Origin of the sequence: Rhodovulum adriaticum (assembly GCF_004345735.1) — a bacterium.
GTDB lineage: Bacteria > Pseudomonadota > Alphaproteobacteria > Rhodobacterales > Rhodobacteraceae > Rhodovulum > Rhodovulum adriaticum.
This window is the reverse complement of sequence record NZ_SLXL01000001.1, coordinates 411,964-428,179: the sequence shown is the minus strand read 5'-3', so window position 1 is coordinate 428,179 and position 16,216 is coordinate 411,964. Positions and strand designations below refer to the sequence as shown.

Genomic DNA, 16,216 nt, shown 5'->3' with positions numbered 1-16,216 from the left:
GATGATGGAAACCTATTCCGCCATGCGGGAATTCGCGGATAGCTGGGCGCTGCTGGCGCTGACGCTGTTCTTTCTCGGGGTGATTGCCTGGGTGTTCCGCCCGGGCAGCACCCGCGAGTACCGCGATACCGCAGACATCCCTTTCCGCCATGATGACGAACCCGCCCCGCGCGATCAAAGCGACGACGAGGGTGCGGCGTGCCACAAGGAGGCGCGGACATGAGCAACACCGATCACGACAAGCCCAAAGAGGGCGAAGTTCCGACCACCGGCCACAGCTGGGACGGTATCCAGGAACTGGACAACCCGATGCCGCGCTGGTGGCTGTGGACCTTTTACGCCTGTATCGCCTTCGCGGTGGTCTATGCGATCCTTTACCCCTCGGTTCCGCTGATAAAGGGCGCGACGCCCGGTCTGCTGGGTTATTCCACCCGCGCAGAGGTGGCAAAGGACATCCAGCGGTTCGAAGAGGCGAATGCGGATCTTGTGGCCAAGCTGGTTTCGGTCGAGTTGGACCGCGAGGTGATCCGCGAGGATCCGGCGCTGGACAACTTTGCCCGCAACTGGGGCGAATCCGTCTTTAACGCCTATTGCGTGCAGTGCCACGGGCGCGAGGGCGGCGGCGTTCAGGCCAACGGCTATCCCACCCTGTCGGATGACGACTGGTTGTGGGGCGGCGCGCTGGAGGAAATCTATTACACCGCGACTCATGGCATCCGGAACGAGGATGACCCCGATGCGCGCTGGTCGCAGATGCCCGCCTTTGGCGACGATTACCTGCCCGAAGAGGAAATCACCGCGGTCGTTCAGTACGTTCGCAAGATTTCCGGGCAGGAACACGATGCCGCATTGGCAAGCGCCGGCGAAGAGGTTTTCCTCTACAACTGTGCTGCCTGCCACATGGAGGACGGAACCGGAGACCGTTACCAGGGCGCGCCCAACCTGACGGACGCGATCTGGCTTTACGGCGGCGACGTGGAAACGCTGACTGAAACCGTGACTTACGCGCGCTTCGGCATCATGCCGAGCCATCAGGAACGGTTGACCGATGCGGAACGTCGCGCGGTGGCTGTCTACGTGCACCAGTTGGGGGGTGGCGAGTGATTATCGACTTCCGGGGGTCGCAAGGCCCTCGGTCGATGGCACCGGCCCCCATCCTGTTCGCGCGTTTCCACGGGGGCCGGTGTTATCATCGCCCGGCCCCCGCCCACATCCAGCGCGCCCCCTGAGAGAGCCCTGTGCGTTCGCGCCCAGTTCCGAAACCGACCCCCGGTCCGGATTGCGCAGCCCACACTGCGCCCGCGCCGCGGAAATGTCCCATGACGGCCGATCGTGAACGCCCCGCCGCTTTCCATCGTGGGCCGCAGGGTCTAGCTATGAGTTGAAGCAGGGACCGTGCCGTTCCGCGACAGCGGCCGGGCGGCCCCGCAGCCGAACGGAGTGAGCGTGTGAGCTCGACAGACCAGGACCCCGACCGCCTTTATTCCGCCCGCGAGCCGATCTTCCCCCGGCGCGTGTCCGGCACGTTCCGCAGCCTGAAATGGTGGATCATGGGGATTACCCTGGGCATCTACTACCTGCTGCCCTGGGTGCGTTGGGATCGCGGCCCGAACCTGCCCGACCAGGCGGTGTTGATCGACCTGGCGAACCGGCGCTTCTTCTTCTTCTGGATCGAGATCTGGCCGCACGAATTCTATTTCGTCGCGGGCCTTTTGATCATGGCGGGGCTGGGCCTGTTCCTGTTCACCTCGGCGCTTGGCCGTGTGTGGTGCGGCTATACCTGCCCGCAGACCGTCTGGACCGACCTGTTCATCCTGACCGAACGCTGGATCGAGGGCGATCGGAACAAGCGGGTCCGCCTGTGGAAATCGGGATGGGACGCCCACAAGATCCGCCTGCGCGTGACCAAGATGATCCTGTGGCTGCTTATCGCGGTAGCGACTGGCGGGGCCTGGGTGTTCTATTTCGCCGATGCGCCGACGCTGCTGGGCAACCTGCTGACGCTGCAGGCGCACCCGGTGGCCTACACCACGATCCTGGTGCTGACCGCGACGACCTTTGTGCTGGGCGGGTTCATGCGCGAACAGGTCTGCATTTACATGTGCCCCTGGCCGCGCATCCAGGCCGCGATGATGGATGAGGACACGCTGACCATCGGCTATCGCGAATGGCGGGGCGAACCGCGCGGCAAGCACCGCAAGGCCGAAGGCGCGGAAAACCTGGGTGACTGCATCGACTGCAACGCCTGCGTGAACGTCTGTCCCATGGGGATCGATATCCGCGATGGCCAGCAACTGGCCTGCATCACCTGCGGGCTGTGCATCGACGCCTGCGACGACGTGATGGAAAAGATCGGCAAGCCGCGCGGCCTGGTCGATTACATGGCCCTGTCGGACGAGAGCCGCGAGCGCGCAGGCCAGGCGCCGAAACCCGTGTGGAAGCACATCTTCCGCCTGCGCACGGTGCTGTATACGACGCTGTGGTCGGCGGTGGGCGTTGCGCTGGTGGTGGCGCTGTTCGTGCGGTCCGAAATCGACATGACCGTTTCGCCGGTACGCAACCCGATCTTTGTCACCCTGTCGGACGGGTCGATCCGCAACACCTATGACGTGCGGGTGCGCAACATGCATGGCGAACCGCGCTGGTTCCACATCACCGTCACGCCCAACGATGTCTTCAGCGTCGAGGTCGAAGGCGCCGCAAACGGCATGGTCGAGGTCGCCCCGGATGCCACCGCGCTGAAGCGGGTCTATGTCATCGCCGCGCCGGGCACGGATGCCGCGCGCGCCGCGCAGACCGATCTGCGGATCTGGCTGCACGACATCGAGGCGGACGAACGCGCCTACAAGGACACGGTCTTCAACGGGACGGAAATACGATGAGCACGAAACAAATCACCGGGCGTCAGGTCCTGATCTTTACGGTTGCCGCCTTCGGCGTGGTGATCGCGGTGAACCTGACCCTGGCCTTTCAGGCGGTGCGCACCTTTCCGGGGCTGGAGGTCAAGAACAGCTATGTCGCCAGCCAGCATTTCGACGCGCAGCGCGCCGCGCAAGAGGCCCTGGGATGGACCGCCGTGGCCGATTACAACGAGGATGCGCAGATGTTCGTGCTGCGCGTGACCGACGCAGAGGGGCTGCCCGTGCAGGTGCCGGGGATCGACCTGACGATCGGGCGCAAAACCTCTAACCGCGACGACAAGCGGCCCGAGCTGATCTATTACAGCGGGGCCTATTCCGCTGAAATGGCGCTGGACCCCGGATACTGGACCATCCGCCTGAACGCCGTGGCCGAGGACGGGACCGAGTTTCGCCAACGGCTGGAGCTGTTCGTAAGGGGCTAGGGATATGGACGGCGCGCTTTCCTCTCGTCCCTCTGCCTGCCCGGCCTGTTCGGCTGCCCCTTCGGCCGAACAACTGGCCGCTGCCCAGGCCCCTAAGGACGCGCGCCTGTTCCTGTCGCTGCCCACGATCCATTGCGCCGCCTGCATCGCCGCGGTGGAACGCGCCCTGAACGCCACCCCCTGCGTGCACGAGGCGCGGGTAAACCTGACGCTGAAGCGCGTGGCCGTGGAGGCCGATCCCGAGGTTACCGCCGAGGACCTGATCGCCGTTCTGGCCGGCATCGGCTACGAGGCGCACGAACTGGACCCCAGCGTGATCGCGGCCACCGCCACGGACCGCGCGGGCCGGGACATCCTGATGCGCATCGCGGTGTCGGGCTTTGCCATGGCCAACGTGATGATCCTGTCGGTGGCGGTCTGGTCCGGTGCGTCGGATGCCACGCGCGACATGTTCCACTGGATTTCCGCCATGATCGCGCTGCCCGCCATCGGGTTTGCCGCGCAGCCGTTTTTCCGCAGTGCGCTGGCGGTGCTGAAACACGGGCGGCTGAACATGGATGTGCCGATTTCGCTGGCGATCCTGCTGGCCGCCAGCATGTCCCTTTATGAAACCGCGCAAAGCGGCCAGCACGCCTATTTCGACGCGGCGCTGTCGCTGACGTTTTTCCTGCTGGCGGGGCGTTACCTGGATCATCGCACCCGTGCTATTGCCAGGTCGGCCGCCGAGGAACTGGCCGCGCTGGAGGTGCCCCGCGCCCTGCGCCGCCGGGCGGACGGAACCGAGGAAACCGTGCCCATCGCCCAGATCGCCGTGGGCAATACCGTGCTGGTCAAGCCCGGCGCGCGCGTGCCCGTCGATGGCGTGGTGGCAGAGGGGCAGTCGGAAATCGACCGATCCCTGCTGACCGGGGAAACCCTGCCCGCCTTTGCCGGGCCGGGCATGGCGCTGAGCGCGGGTGAGGTGAACCTGACCGGCCCGCTGGCGGTAACTGTGACCGCGGCGGGCGAGGACAGTTCCCTGCACCGCATGGCCGATCTGGTGGCCGTCGCCGAAAGCGCGCGCAACCGCTACACGTCGCTGGCCGACCGCGCGGCACGGGTCTATGCGCCGGGTGTGCATCTGCTGGCGCTGGCCGCGTTTATCGCCTGGCTGTGGATTTCCGGCGGCGATGTGCGGTTGGCGCTGAATATCGCGGTGGCGGTGCTGATCATCACCTGCCCCTGTGCACTGGGGCTGGCCGTTCCGGCGGTGACGACCGCCGCGTCGGGCCGGTTGTTCAAGCGCGGCATGCTGATCAAGGACGGCACCGCGCTGGAGCGGCTGGCCGAGGTCGATACAGTCGTGTTCGACAAGACCGGCACGCTGACCATGGGCACGCCCGAGCTGACCAACCTGGCCGATCACCCGCGCCGCACGCTGGAAATCGCCGCGGCGCTGGCGGGCGCCTCGAACCACCCGCTGGCCCGTGCGCTGGCCGCCGCCGCACAGGGGGCGGGCATCCGCCCCGCCAGCGTGACCGAGTTGCAAGAGGTGCCCGGCCATGGCGTGCAGGCGCGTCTGGCGGGCGAAACGGTGCAATTCGGCCGCGCGGCCTGGGTCGGCGCCGAAACCGGCACACAGACCGCCGCCTGGCTGCGCATCGGGCAGGGGGCGCCGGTGGCCTTTACCTTCAGCGACAGCCCGCGCCCCGGCGCCGAAGAGGCCGTCGCGCGCCTGCATGCCCAAGGGCTGGCGATCAAGCTGGTCTCGGGCGATGCGCCCAGCCCGGTGGCCGATCTGGCCGCGCGGCTGGGCATCGACGACTGGACCGCCGAGGCCCTGCCCGAGGACAAGGCGGCACAGGTCGCGGCCCTGGCCGATCAGGGGCATCGCGTGTTGATGGTGGGGGACGGGCTGAACGACACCGCCGCGCTGGCGGCCGCGCATGTGTCGATTTCGCCGGCCAGCGCGCTGGATGCGGCGCGGGTGGCCTCTGACATCGTGCTGTTGGGCAATGACATGGCGCCGTTGGGCGAGGTCGTGGATACCGCCCGCCGCGCCACCCGCCGGATACACGAGAATTTCTCGATCTCGGCGCTTTATAACCTGATCGCGGTGCCGATCGCGCTGGTCGGGCTGGCCACGCCGCTGGCCGCCGCGCTGGCGATGTCGGCGTCCTCTATCACCGTGTCGCTGAACGCGCTGAGGCTGAGGTAGGCGGATGGAGATCCTGGCCTATCTGATCCCGATTTCGCTGTTCCTGGGCGGGCTGGGGCTGGGCGCGTTTTTCTGGGCGCTGCGCACCCGGCAATTCGACGACCCCGAGGGCGACAAGCACCGCATCCTCAGCGAGGAGTGGGACGACCACCCCAGGCCATAGGTTTGCCGTTCAGGGGCGTTTCGGCTGCTGCGCCGGGGCCGCGTGGGCGCCCGGCGCAACGGGTCCGTTTCAGGACAGCCGCCCGTGGCAGTGCTTGAACTTCTTGCCCGATCCGCAGGGACAGAGGTCGTTACGGCCCGGGTTGCCCCAGGTTTCCGGCCGGGTTTCGTCGAACCCCGCGACCGCCTCGGGGTTGGGGGCGGGGGTGCCGTCGGGGCTGGGGTGCTGGGCTACGCCCTCGGTGGCGGCCCGTTCCAGCGCGCGGCGCTGCTCTTCCATCTGGCGCATCATCTGGGCCTGCTCTTCCTCGGTCAGGGGGCGGATGCGGGCCAGTTTCTGGGTCACGTCCTCGCGCAGGCCGTTCAGCATGTTTTCGAACAGGGCGAAGGATTCCGATTTGTATTCGTTCAGCGGGTCACGCTGCGCATAACCGCGGAACCCCACGACCGAGCGCAGATGTTCCAGCCGCAGCAGATGTTCGCGCCACTTGGTATCGATCGCCTGCAGCAGCAGCTGCTTTTCGATCATGCGCATGTTTTCCGGGCCGAACTGCGCGGCCTTGGCGGCCATGGATTCGTCGGCGGCCCTGGCGATACGTTCGACGATGTCGGCATCGTCGACGCCTTCTTCCTCGGCCCAGTCGCCGATGGGCAGGTCCAGGTTCATCTTGTCCAGCACCGCCTGGCGCAGGCCGTCGGTATCCCACTGATCGGCATAGGATTTCGGCGGAATGTAGGTTTCGACCAGATCTTCGATGACCTCTTGGCGCATGTCCTGAATGATTTCGGACAGGTCGCTGGCCTCCATGATGTCGCGACGCTGGGCAAAGATTACCTTGCGCTGCTCGTTCATCACGTCGTCAAACTTCAGCAACTGCTTGCGCATGTCGAAGTTGCGGCCCTCGACCTTGGCCTGGGCCTTGGCCAGCGACTTGTTCACCCAGGGGTGCATGATCGCCTCGTCCTCTTCTAGGCCGAGGGAGGACAGCACCTTGTCCAGCCGTTCCGACCCGAAGATGCGCATCAGGTCGTCCTGCAGCGACAGGAAGAAGGCCGAGCGGCCCGGGTCGCCCTGCCGCCCAGAGCGGCCGCGCAACTGGTTGTCGATGCGGCGGGATTCGTGGCGTTCGGTGCCCAGCACGAACAGGCCCCCGGCGCCCAGCACCTTCATCTTTTCGTCGGCGTGCTCGGCCTCGATCTTCTGGCGCAGCTCGTCGGGGTTGGCCTCCGGGTCGGCGGCCAGCGCCTCCATCACCTTCATCTCGGCATTGCCGCCCAACTGGATGTCGGTGCCGCGCCCGGCCATGTTGGTGGCGATGGTCACGGCGCCCAGGCGCCCGGCCTCGGCCACGATCTTGGCCTCTTGTTCGTGGTGGCGCGCGTTCAGCACGTTATGCGGCACCTTCGCCTGTTTCAGCAGGTCCGACAGCATCTCGGACTTTTCGATCGAGGTGGTGCCGACCAGGACCGGCTGGCCGATGGCGTGGGCCTTCTTGATGGTCTCGACGATGGCCTTGTACTTCTCGCCAGCGGTCCGGTAGACGGCGTCGTGTTCATCCACCCGCGCGATGGGGCGGTTGGTCGGGATTTCCACCACGCCCAGGCCATAGATGTCGTGGAATTCCTCGGCCTCGGTGGCGGCGGTGCCGGTCATGCCGGCCAGCTTTTCATACAGGCGGAAATAGTTCTGGAAGGTGACAGAGGCCTCGGTCACGTTCTCGGGCTGGATCGCGACGCCCTCTTTCGCCTCGATCGCCTGGTGCAGACCGTCCGACAGGCGGCGGCCCGGCATCATGCGGCCGGTGAATTCGTCCACCAGCACGACCTCGCTGTTGCGCACGATGTAGTCCTTGTCGCGCTGGAACAGCTTGTGGGCGCGCAGCGCCTGTGTGGCGTGGTGCACGATGGTGGTGCTTTCGGGATCGTAGAGCGACTGTTCCTCGGGCAGGATGCCCATTTCGTGCAGGCGCTTTTCGACGAATTCGTTGCCATCCTCGGTAAAGGTGACGTTGCGCAGCTTTTCGTCGAGGTTGAAATGTTCCTCGGTCAGTTGCGGGGCCAGAGCGTCCAGCGTCTTGTACAGTTCCGAGCGGTCCTCGGCGGGGCCGGAAATGATCAGCGGCGTGCGCGCCTCGTCGATGAGGATCGAGTCGACCTCGTCCACGATGGCGTAGTGGTGGCCGCGCTGGAACATGTCCGACAGTTCGGATTTCATGTTGTCGCGCAGATAGTCAAATCCCAGCTCGTTATTCGTGGCGTAGGTGATGTCGGCGGCATAGGCGGCGCGCTTTTCCTCGCCGGGCTGGAACGGGTAGACCACCCCGGTTGTCAGCCCCAGGGCGGCGTAAACCTTGCCCATCCAGTCAGAGTCGCGCTTGGCCAGGTAATCGTTCACGGTGACGATATGCACGCCCTTGCCCGTCAGCGCATTCAGATAGGCGGGGAAGGTGGCAACCAGCGTCTTGCCCTCGCCGGTCTTCATCTCGGCGATGTTGCCGCGGTGCAGGAAGATGCCGCCGATCAGCTGCACATCAAAGGCCCGCAGCCCCAGGGCACGGCGCGCGCCCTCGCGGCAGTTGGCAAAGGCCTCGGGCAGGATGTCATCCAGCGGCTCGCCCCCGGCGACGCGGCGCTTGAATTCCTCGGTCTTTTCCTTCAGGCCCTCATCGCTCAGTCGTTCGAACTCGGGCTCCAGCTCGTTGATGCGGGCGACCAGCGGGCGGACCTTCTTGATCTGGCGGTCGTTCTTGGTGCCAAAAACTTTCCGGCTGACTGTTCCGATGCCCAGCATGTTCTCTCCGCGGCGGTTCGTGTGTCTGACAGGATCTTGTTCGAAGGACGCCTTGCCCGCCCCCGATTGCACCAATAGAACTGGCCCTGAGACTGGCGACCGGCCCGTGAGGACCAGATGCGATGTAAGGGGCCGCCAGAATAGTGTCAACGCCGCCCGTGCGCGCGCCCCGAAAGGAGTTGCCCCAATGCCCAAAGCCATGAAACCCTTGCTGGCGCTTGCCATGAGCGCCGCGCTTGCCCTGCCCGCCGCGGCCGAGGAGATCGGCGCCGATACCGTGGTTGCCCGCGTCGGCGGTGACACGATCACCCTGGGACACATGATCGTCATGCGCGCCCAGTTGCCCGCCGAATACCAGCAACTGCCCGATGACGTCCTGTACGAGGCGGTGCTTGACCAGTTGATCCGCCAAAGCGCCGTCGCCCAAAGCGTGGGCGAGGATTTGTCGCTGGGCGCGAAACTGGCGCTGGAGAATGAACAGCGCAGCTTTGTCGCCGGCGAGGCCCTGGGCCGCATCGCCGAGGCCGCCGTCACCGACGAGGCCCTGCAAACCGCCTATGAGGCCGCCTTTGCCGGGGAAGAGCCCGAGCGCGAATTCAACGCTGCCCACATCCTGGTCGAGACCGAGGAAGAGGCGCTGGCGATCAAGACTGCCTTGGACAAGGGCGCCGATTTCACCGAGATGGCCAAGGAACAATCGGTCGGTCCCTCGGGACCGAACGGGGGCGATCTGGGCTGGTTCACCGCCGGTATGATGGTCAAGCCCTTCGAAGACGCCGTGATGAGCCTGGAGCCGGGCGAGGTATCCGCCCCCGTGCAGACGCAATTCGGCTGGCACATCGTCAAGCTGAACGATAGCCGCCTGAAAGAGGCCCCCACCCTGGAAGAGGTGCGGCCCGAACTGGTCCAGCAGATCCAGCGCGACGCGATGGAAGCCGCGATGGAAGAGCTGACCGACGCCGCAGAGGTCGAGCGCGCAGAGCTGGACCTTGACCCCGCCATCATCAAGGATCGGGGCCTGCTGGAATAACCGACAGGCCGAACGCGGCCGCCACAGGGCCAGGAGGGACAGATGGCCAAAGACAAGAAAAACAAGAAGAAAGACAAGAAGGCCGACAAGAAGAAGGCCAAGCTGAAACCCCTGAAGCAGCAGATCAAGCGGCTGGAACGTGAACTGGCCGCCGCCACCGCGCCCGCAACGGCGCCCCAGCCCGAGGGGCCGGTCATCTCGCCCCTGGCGCCTGCGGGCGGCTTTCCCGCCCTGCCGGTGATTGACGGCGTGCGCTTTGCCGCCGTGCAGGCCGGGGTGCGCTACAAGGGGCGGGTCGATGTCATGCTGGCCACGCTGGCGCCGGGCAGCACGGTGGCGGGCGCCTTTACCCGGTCGGCCACCCGCGCCGCGCCGGTGCTGGATTGCGAGGCCAAGATCGGCCTGAAACCCGACCCCAAGGCCGGGGCCGCGATCCTGGTCAACGCGGGCAACGCCAATGCCTTTACCGGCGATCACGGGGCCAAGGCGGTACAGGCCATCTGTGCCGCCACCGCCAAGGCCGCCGGGGTGCCCGAGGCGCGCGTTTTCACCAGTTCGACCGGGGTGATTGGCGAACCGCTGCCCCATGATCGTATCACCGCCGTTCTGGACGACCTGACCGCGGCGCAGGATGCGGGTGCGATCTATCAGGCTGCGCGCGCGATCATGACCACCGACACCTTTGCCAAGGGCGCGGGAACCGTGGTCGAGATCGAGGGCAAGCCGGTGCGCATCGCGGGCATCGCCAAGGGGTCGGGCATGATCGCGCCCGACATGGCGACGATGCTGGTCTACATCTTTACCGACGCGAAAATCGCGCAGGCGCCGTTGCAGCGGATGCTGTCCCGGCTGACGGATGAAACGTTTAACTGCATCACCGTGGATGGGGATACCTCGACCTCGGACACGCTGTTGTTGGCGGCGACGGGCCGGGCCGATGCCCCTGCGATCGACGATCTGCGCAGCAAGGCCGCCAAGACGTTCCAGGATGCGCTGCACGGCGTGATGCTGGACCTGGCCCATCAGGTGGTGCGTGACGGCGAGGGCGCGACGAAATTCGTGCAGGTCGACGTGACCGGCGCGGCCAGCCCGGCCGACGCGCGCAAGGTGGCCATGGCCATCGCCAATTCGCCGCTGGTCAAGACAGCTGTGGCGGGCGAGGATCCGAACTGGGGCCGGATCGTGATGGCGGTTGGCAAATCCGGGGCCAAGGCCGATCGCGACCTTCTGACGATCCGCCTTGGCGATATGCTGGTGGCGGAAAAAGGCTGGGTCGCAGAAACCTATGCCGAGGAGGCAGGCGCGGCCTATATGCGCCGGGACGAGCTGACCATCGGCGTGGACCTGGGGTTGGGCGAGGGCGAATCGACCGTCTGGACCTGCGACCTGACCAACCGTTACATCGAGATCAACGCCGATTACCGCTCATGAAACTGGTTCTGGTCGCCGCAGTGGCGTTGATCGACGTGGACGGGCGGGTGCTGCTGGCGCAGCGTCCCCAGGGTAAGGCGATGGCCGGGCTGTGGGAATTCCCCGGTGGCAAGGTAGAGCCGGGGGAAACCCCCGAACATGCCCTGATGCGCGAGCTGAAGGAAGAGTTGGGCATCGACACCTGGTCCAGTTGCCTGGCGCCCCTGACATTCGCCAGCCATGGCTATGACGATTTCCACCTGCTGATGCCGCTATACGCCTGTCGGAAATGGCAGGGCACGCCCCACGGGCACGAAGGGCAGGCGCTGAAATGGGTGCGGCCCAACCAGTTGCGCGACTACCCCATGCCAGAGGCGGACCTGCCGTTGATCCCGGTTTTGCAGGATTGGCTGTAGCGGCCTTCCCTGCCGGCCTGCATGACATGAAAAAGGCGCCCCGCGGGGCGCCTTTTCCGTATCCGTATGCGGCCCGGATCAGTCGAGCGTGCGCTCGACCTCTTGCCGTTCGAAGATCTCGATCACGTCGCCGGGGCGGATGTCGTCGTATTTCTCGAACGCCATGCCGCATTCCTGGCCCGACTGGACCTCTGCCACCTCGTCCTTGAAGCGTTTCAGCGTCTTCAGCGTGCCCTCGTGGATCACCACGTCGTCGCGCAGCAGGCGCACGCCGGCGCTGCGGCGGGCAATGCCCTCGGTCACCAGGCAGCCAGCCACCTTGCCGACGCCGGACACCTTGAAGACCTCCTTGATCTCGGCATAACCGATGAAGGTTTCGCGGATCTCGGCATCCAGTAGACCGCTGGCGGCGGCCTTCACGTCGTCCACCAGGTCGTAGATCACGCTGTAATAGCGGATTTCCACGCCTTTCTGGTTGGCGGCGTTACGCGCGGGCGCGTTGGCCCGGACGTTGAAGCCGATGACCGGCGCGCCAGAGGCCTCTGCCAGGCCGATATCGGTTTCGGTGATCGCACCGACGCCGGTATGCAGCACGCGCACGCGGACCTCTTCGTTGCCGATCTTTTCCATCGCCTGAACGATCGCTTCGGCGGAACCCTGCACGTCGGCCTTGACCAGGATCGGCAGTTCCTTGACGTTCTCGTCTTCCTTGGCCTGCGCCAACAGCTGGTCCAGCGTGGTCGCGGCACCGGCGGCGGCGCGCTTGTCCTTGGCGGCCTGTTCGCGGTACTCGGCGATCTCGCGGGCCTGGGCCTCGGTCTCGACCACGTTCAGAACGTCGCCTGCCTCGGGCGTGCCGTTCAGGCCCAGAACCTCGACCGGGACGGACGGGCCGGCCTCGTCGACGCGCTCGCCCTTGTCGTTGATCAGCGCGCGCACCTTGCCCCACTGTTCGCCGACGACGAAGATGTCGCCGCGCTTCAGCGTGCCCTTCTGAACCAGAACGGTGGCCACGGGGCCGCGGCCGACATCCAGCTGCGCCTCGATCACTGCGCCTTCGGCGGCGCGGTCGGGGTTGGCCTTCAGTTCCAGGATTTCCGATTGCAGGGCAATCGATTCCAGCAGTTCGTCCAGGCCCTGGCCGTTCATGGCCGAAACCTCGACATCCTGCACATCGCCCGACAGCTTTTCGACGATCACCTCGTGATGCAGCAGGTCGGTGCGCACCTTGTCGGGGTTGGCCTCGGGCTTGTCGATCTTGTTGATCGCCACGATCATCGGCACGCCGGCGGCCTTGGCGTGGTTGATGGCCTCGATCGTCTGCGGCATCACGGCGTCGTCGGCGGCAACCACCAGAACGACGATGTCTGTGACCTGCGCACCGCGCGCCCGCATAGAGGTAAAGGCCGCGTGGCCGGGCGTATCCAGGAAGGTCAGCGTCGTGCCGCTGTCGGTCTGCACCTGATAGGCGCCGATATGCTGGGTGATGCCCCCGGCCTCGCCCGCCACGACCTTGGCGTTGCGGATCGCGTCCAGCAGCGAGGTTTTGCCGTGGTCGACATGGCCCATGATCGTGATGACCGGCGGGCGCGCCTTCAGATCGTCGGGCTTGTCCTCGACGGTGGCGATCACGTCCTCCACGTCGGCATCGCTGACGCGCTGCACGCGGTGGCCGAATTCCTCGATGATCAGTTCGGCGGTGTCGGCGTCGATGGATTGGTTCTGCGTGACCATCATGCCGTTCTGCATCAGCGCCTTGACCACGTCGGCCACGCGTTCGGCCATGCGGTTGGCCAGCTCGGACACCACGATGGTTTCCGGCAGCTGCACGTCACGCACCACCTTTTCGCGGGCTTCGCCGCCGCCCATGGCCTTTTGGCGCATGCGCTCTTGCTTGCGCTTCATCGCGGCCAGCGAGCGTTGGCGCCCGCCTTCGCCACCGGCCAGCGCCTGGTTCACCGTCAGCTTGCCCGAACGGCGGCTGTCGCCCTTGCCCTTGTTGCTACGGTTCGGGCGATCGTCGGTGCGTTCGCGTTCGGTCTTGCGGGGGGCGGGCTTGGCGCCGGGCTTGGCGGCCTCGACATCGGCCGGGGTCGCGGCGGGCGCGGCCTTGGCGGCCGGTGCGGCGGCGGGCTTGGCCTTGGCCTTGGCGGCTTCGGCCTCGCGCTTCTTGCGGGCCTCTTCCTCTTCGGCCTTGCGGCGGGCCGCTTCTTCGATCTCGCGCTGCTCGCGCTCTTTCGCCTCAGCCTCTTCGCGGCGGCGTTGGCGCTCTTGCTCGCGGCGCTTCTCTTCTTCTTCACGCGCCTTGGCCTCATCGGCCTCGCGGGCCTTTGCGGCCTGCAACGCCTTCAGCCGGCGCTCCATCTCGGCGTCGGAAATACCGGCCGGGCGTTTCGACGGATCGCCACCGGCCGCCTTGCCACCGGCGCCGCCCTTGGCAGCACCGGCCTTGGGCACGACGACGCGCTTGCGCTTGGTCTCAACCACCACATTCTTGGTCCGGCCATGGGAGAAGCTCTGCTTCACCTGACCGGGACGGGAGCCGCCGCGCAAACCGAGTGTCTTCTTGCCGTCACTATCGCTCATAAGCTCTTTCAGCCCTTTCCGGGGGCAGATCCCCCGACTTCTCTGCGCACGCCTGATAACTTGGCGGCATCCTCTACTACACGTTCAGTGAGTCCGCCAGACGCAAGCGCGCCATGTATCACACTTTCCCGACCGAATGCCAAACCCAATTCCCGGGCGGCCAGACAGTCGATCGCCGCGTCCTGTCCCGGCGGCGGGCGCAGCTTTGCCTTGCCCCGGTCGGATCCGTCGTTGGCCTGCAACAGCGCGACTGCCTGCCCGGCTTCCAGCCAGGCGCGCACCTTTTCATAGCCCGCGACGGCCTGCCCGGCCTTGCGTGCCAGCGACAGGCCCTCGACAACGCGGCGCAACAGGCCGCTTTCGACCTGGTCCAGCAGGTCGTCGGGCACGGTCACCGCCTGTTTCGCAGCACGCGCGAAAAGGCGGCGTTTGGTCGCCAGGTCCAGCGCCGCCCGATCCGCCGAAACCCAGATGCCGCGCCCGGGCAATTTGCCCCAGAGGTCGGGCACGATCTGCCCCTCCGGCCCTACGACGAAGCGGATCAACCCCGCCTTGGGCTGCACCGCGCCGGTGGCGATGCAGCGCCGTTCGGGCGTATCGGTCACCTTGCGGGCACCTCCGCGGGCCATGGGCAACGCGCGGGGCCCGCGATCAGGCCCCGGCCTCCGTTTCGGTGTCGTCCGTTTCGTCGCCCTCGACCTCTTCGGCCTCGGGTTCCAGTTCGGCCGGGTCGACCCAGCCCAGCTGCACACGGGCGGTCATCACCAGGTTCTGGGCCTCTTCCAGCGAGACATCGAACTTTTCAAGCAGGCCCTCGTCCTTGACCCGATCGCCGTTGACGGTGGTCCAGCCGCCGGCCAGTTCCCAGTCGGCGCAGGTGGCGAAGTCTTCCAGCGTCTTGATGCCGTCTTCGGCCAGCGCCTCGATCATCTGGGGCGTCAGCCCCTCGAAGTCAACCAGGCTGTCCTCGACGCCCAGTTCGCGGGCATGGTCCAGTGCCTTGCGGTTCTGTTCGTCCAGATAGTCGCGGGCGCGTGCCTGCAATTCGGACGCGGTATCCTCGTCCACGCCGTCGATCACCAGCAATTCATCGACATCGACATAGGCCACCTCTTCCAGCGAGGTGAAGCCCTCGGAGACCAGCAGCTGGGCAAAGAACTCGTCCAGGTCCAGCGTGTCCATGAACAGCTGGGTGCGTTCCTCGAACTCGGCCTGGCGGCGGGCGCTTTCCTCGGCCTCGGTCATGATGTCGATGTCCAGGCCGGTCAGCTGGCTGGCCAGGCGCACGTTCTGACCGCGCCGGCCGATGGCCAGCGACAGTTGTTCGTCGGGCACCACGACCTCGATCTTGCCGGCCTCTTCGTCGATGACGACCTTGCTGACCTCTGCCGGTTGCAGCGCGTTCACCAGGAAGGTGGCCTGATCCTCGTTCCAGGGGATGATGTCGATCTTTTCGCCCTGCAACTCGTTCACGACGGCCTGCACGCGGCTGCCGCGCATACCCACGCAGGCGCCGACCGGGTCGATGGAGTTGTCATAGGAAATGACCGCGATCTTGGCGCGCGAACCGGGGTCGCGGGCGACGGCCTTGATCTCGATGATGCCGTCGTAGATTTCCGGCACTTCCATCTTGAACAGCTCGGCCATGAACTGCGGATCGGTGCGCGACAGGAAGACCTGCGGGCCGCGCACCTCGCGCCGGACATCCTTGATGTAGCAGCGGATGCGGTCGTTGGGGCGATAGCTTTCGCGGCCGATCTTTTCGTTGCGGCGCAGGATGCCCTCGCCCCGGCCGATATCGACGATGACGTTGCCGTATTCCTCGCGCTTGACGATGCCGTTGATGATCGTGCCGGCGCGGTCCTTGAATTCCTCGTACTGGCGGTCGCGCTCGGCCTCGCGGACCTTTTGCAGGATCACCTGCTTAGCCGATTGCGCGTCGATCCGGCCCATGTCCACGGCGGGCACCTCGTCGCGGATCTCGTCCCCGATCTGGGGATCGGCCATGTATTGCTTGGCCTGATCGACGGTCACTTCCGCGTGGTAGTTTTCCAGTTCGTCATCGGCGACCACGGTGCGCACGCGGGTAAAGGTGGCCCGCCCCGTCTTGCGGTCGATGGACACGCGGATGTCCATGTCGGACCCGTAGCGCGACTTGGCAGCACGGCCGAGGGATTCCTCCATCGCCTGCACGACCAGGTCGGGGTCGATCATCTTTTCGCGGGCCACCGCCTCGGCGGTCTGCAGCAGTTCCAGTTGGTTGGCAGAGGTAATCGCCATG

The 16,216-nt window shown here is 66.0% G+C and carries 13 protein-coding genes; 9 read left to right on the top strand and 4 right to left on the bottom strand.

Annotated features, from left to right (window positions below):
* Nucleotide 1 precedes the first annotated feature (1 nt).
* The 6 genes from EV656_RS01945 to ccoS all read left to right on the top strand — a co-directional run bounded on the left by EV656_RS01945 (nucleotide 2) and on the right by ccoS (nucleotide 5,703).
* Nucleotides 2-223, top strand: coding sequence for a cbb3-type cytochrome c oxidase subunit 3 (locus tag EV656_RS01945; RefSeq protein WP_425057158.1), 222 nt, complete (start codon nucleotides 2-4; stop codon nucleotides 221-223).
* Nucleotides 220-1,104 carry a cytochrome-c oxidase, cbb3-type subunit III gene (gene ccoP / locus EV656_RS01940; protein WP_132598896.1) on the top strand — a complete coding sequence of 295 codons (885 nt, stop codon included), beginning with the start codon at nucleotides 220-222 and terminating at the stop codon, nucleotides 1,102-1,104. The genes EV656_RS01945 and ccoP overlap by 4 nt, the downstream gene beginning before the upstream one ends.
* Before the next feature lie 344 nt (nucleotides 1,105-1,448).
* The gene (gene ccoG, locus EV656_RS01935; protein ID WP_132598894.1) at nucleotides 1,449-2,882 is read left to right on the top strand and encodes a cytochrome c oxidase accessory protein CcoG; all 1,434 of its coding nucleotides are present in this window, start codon (nucleotides 1,449-1,451) and stop codon (nucleotides 2,880-2,882) included.
* Nucleotides 2,879-3,343, top strand: coding sequence for a FixH family protein (locus EV656_RS01930; RefSeq protein WP_132598892.1), 465 nt, complete (start codon nucleotides 2,879-2,881; stop codon nucleotides 3,341-3,343). The genes ccoG and EV656_RS01930 overlap by 4 nt, the downstream gene beginning before the upstream one ends.
* A 4-nt stretch (nucleotides 3,344-3,347) precedes the next feature.
* On the top strand, nucleotides 3,348-5,540 hold the full coding sequence (locus EV656_RS01925) for a heavy metal translocating P-type ATPase (RefSeq protein WP_132598890.1): 2,193 nt from the start codon (nucleotides 3,348-3,350) through the stop codon (nucleotides 5,538-5,540).
* Nucleotides 5,541-5,544: 4 nt separating this feature from the next.
* On the top strand, nucleotides 5,545-5,703 hold the full coding sequence (gene ccoS / locus EV656_RS01920) for a cbb3-type cytochrome oxidase assembly protein CcoS (RefSeq protein ID WP_132598888.1): 159 nt from the start codon (nucleotides 5,545-5,547) through the stop codon (nucleotides 5,701-5,703).
* A gap of 69 nt (nucleotides 5,704-5,772) precedes the next feature.
* Here the strand turns inward: ccoS and secA are convergent, their stop codons facing one another.
* A complete protein-coding gene (secA, locus tag EV656_RS01915; protein WP_132598886.1) occupies nucleotides 5,773-8,493 on the bottom strand; it encodes a preprotein translocase subunit SecA in 2,721 nt (906 codons plus the stop codon).
* Nucleotides 8,494-8,680: 187 nt separating this feature from the next.
* On the opposite strand from secA, the gene EV656_RS01910 reads away from it, so the two are divergent.
* From EV656_RS01910 to EV656_RS01900, 3 genes are read left to right on the top strand one after another with little or no spacing between them, the layout of a single operon-like run.
* Entirely contained in the window at nucleotides 8,681-9,523 is an 843-nt protein-coding gene (locus EV656_RS01910; RefSeq protein ID WP_132598884.1) for a peptidylprolyl isomerase, read from the top strand.
* 42 nt (nucleotides 9,524-9,565) lie between these two features.
* Nucleotides 9,566-10,954: a bifunctional glutamate N-acetyltransferase/amino-acid acetyltransferase ArgJ gene (gene argJ / locus EV656_RS01905; RefSeq protein ID WP_132598882.1), complete on the top strand. Its 1,389-nt coding sequence runs from the start codon at nucleotides 9,566-9,568 to the stop codon at nucleotides 10,952-10,954.
* Nucleotides 10,951-11,349: a (deoxy)nucleoside triphosphate pyrophosphohydrolase gene (locus tag EV656_RS01900; RefSeq protein WP_132598880.1), complete on the top strand. Its 399-nt coding sequence runs from the start codon at nucleotides 10,951-10,953 to the stop codon at nucleotides 11,347-11,349. The genes argJ and EV656_RS01900 overlap by 4 nt, the downstream gene beginning before the upstream one ends.
* 78 nt (nucleotides 11,350-11,427) lie before the next feature.
* On the opposite strand, the gene infB is transcribed toward EV656_RS01900, so the two are convergent.
* Genes infB through nusA form a run of 3 tightly spaced genes read right to left on the bottom strand, consistent with a single transcriptional unit; the run spans nucleotide 11,428 to nucleotide 16,215 of the window.
* Nucleotides 11,428-13,935, bottom strand: coding sequence for a translation initiation factor IF-2 (infB, locus tag EV656_RS01895; protein WP_132598878.1), 2,508 nt, complete (start codon nucleotides 13,933-13,935; stop codon nucleotides 11,428-11,430).
* An 8-nt stretch (nucleotides 13,936-13,943) separates the two neighbouring features.
* The gene (locus tag EV656_RS01890) at nucleotides 13,944-14,564 is read right to left on the bottom strand and encodes an RNA-binding protein (protein WP_132598876.1); all 621 of its coding nucleotides are present in this window, start codon (nucleotides 14,562-14,564) and stop codon (nucleotides 13,944-13,946) included.
* A gap of 22 nt (nucleotides 14,565-14,586) precedes the next feature.
* Entirely contained in the window at nucleotides 14,587-16,215 is a 1,629-nt protein-coding gene (gene nusA, locus EV656_RS01885) for a transcription termination factor NusA (RefSeq protein WP_132598874.1), read from the bottom strand.
* Between the last annotated feature and the right edge of the window lies 1 nt (nucleotide 16,216).

Excerpts from the sequence above, each read along its gene's own strand:
- EV656_RS01930 (WP_132598892.1), top strand. The coding sequence starts at position 2,879 with ATGAGCACGAAACAAATCACCGGGCGTCAGGTCCTGATCTTTACGGTT.
- argJ (WP_132598882.1), top strand. The coding sequence starts at position 9,566 with ATGGCCAAAGACAAGAAAAACAAGAAGAAAGACAAGAAGGCCGACAAG.
- infB (WP_132598878.1), bottom strand. The coding sequence starts at position 13,935 with ATGAGCGATAGTGACGGCAAGAAGACACTCGGTTTGCGCGGCGGCTCC.
- nusA (WP_132598874.1), bottom strand. The coding sequence starts at position 16,215 with ATGGCGATTACCTCTGCCAACCAACTGGAACTGCTGCAGACCGCCGAG.
- EV656_RS01945 (WP_425057158.1), top strand. The coding sequence starts at position 2 with ATGATGGAAACCTATTCCGCCATGCGGGAATTCGCGGATAGCTGGGCG.
- EV656_RS01890 (WP_132598876.1), bottom strand. The coding sequence starts at position 14,564 with ATGGCCCGCGGAGGTGCCCGCAAGGTGACCGATACGCCCGAACGGCGC.
- ccoP (WP_132598896.1), top strand. The coding sequence starts at position 220 with ATGAGCAACACCGATCACGACAAGCCCAAAGAGGGCGAAGTTCCGACC.
- EV656_RS01900 (WP_132598880.1), top strand. The coding sequence starts at position 10,951 with ATGAAACTGGTTCTGGTCGCCGCAGTGGCGTTGATCGACGTGGACGGG.
- ccoS (WP_132598888.1), top strand. The coding sequence starts at position 5,545 with ATGGAGATCCTGGCCTATCTGATCCCGATTTCGCTGTTCCTGGGCGGG.
- EV656_RS01910 (WP_132598884.1), top strand. The coding sequence starts at position 8,681 with ATGCCCAAAGCCATGAAACCCTTGCTGGCGCTTGCCATGAGCGCCGCG.
- secA (WP_132598886.1), bottom strand. The coding sequence starts at position 8,493 with ATGCTGGGCATCGGAACAGTCAGCCGGAAAGTTTTTGGCACCAAGAAC.
- EV656_RS01925 (WP_132598890.1), top strand. The coding sequence starts at position 3,348 with ATGGACGGCGCGCTTTCCTCTCGTCCCTCTGCCTGCCCGGCCTGTTCG.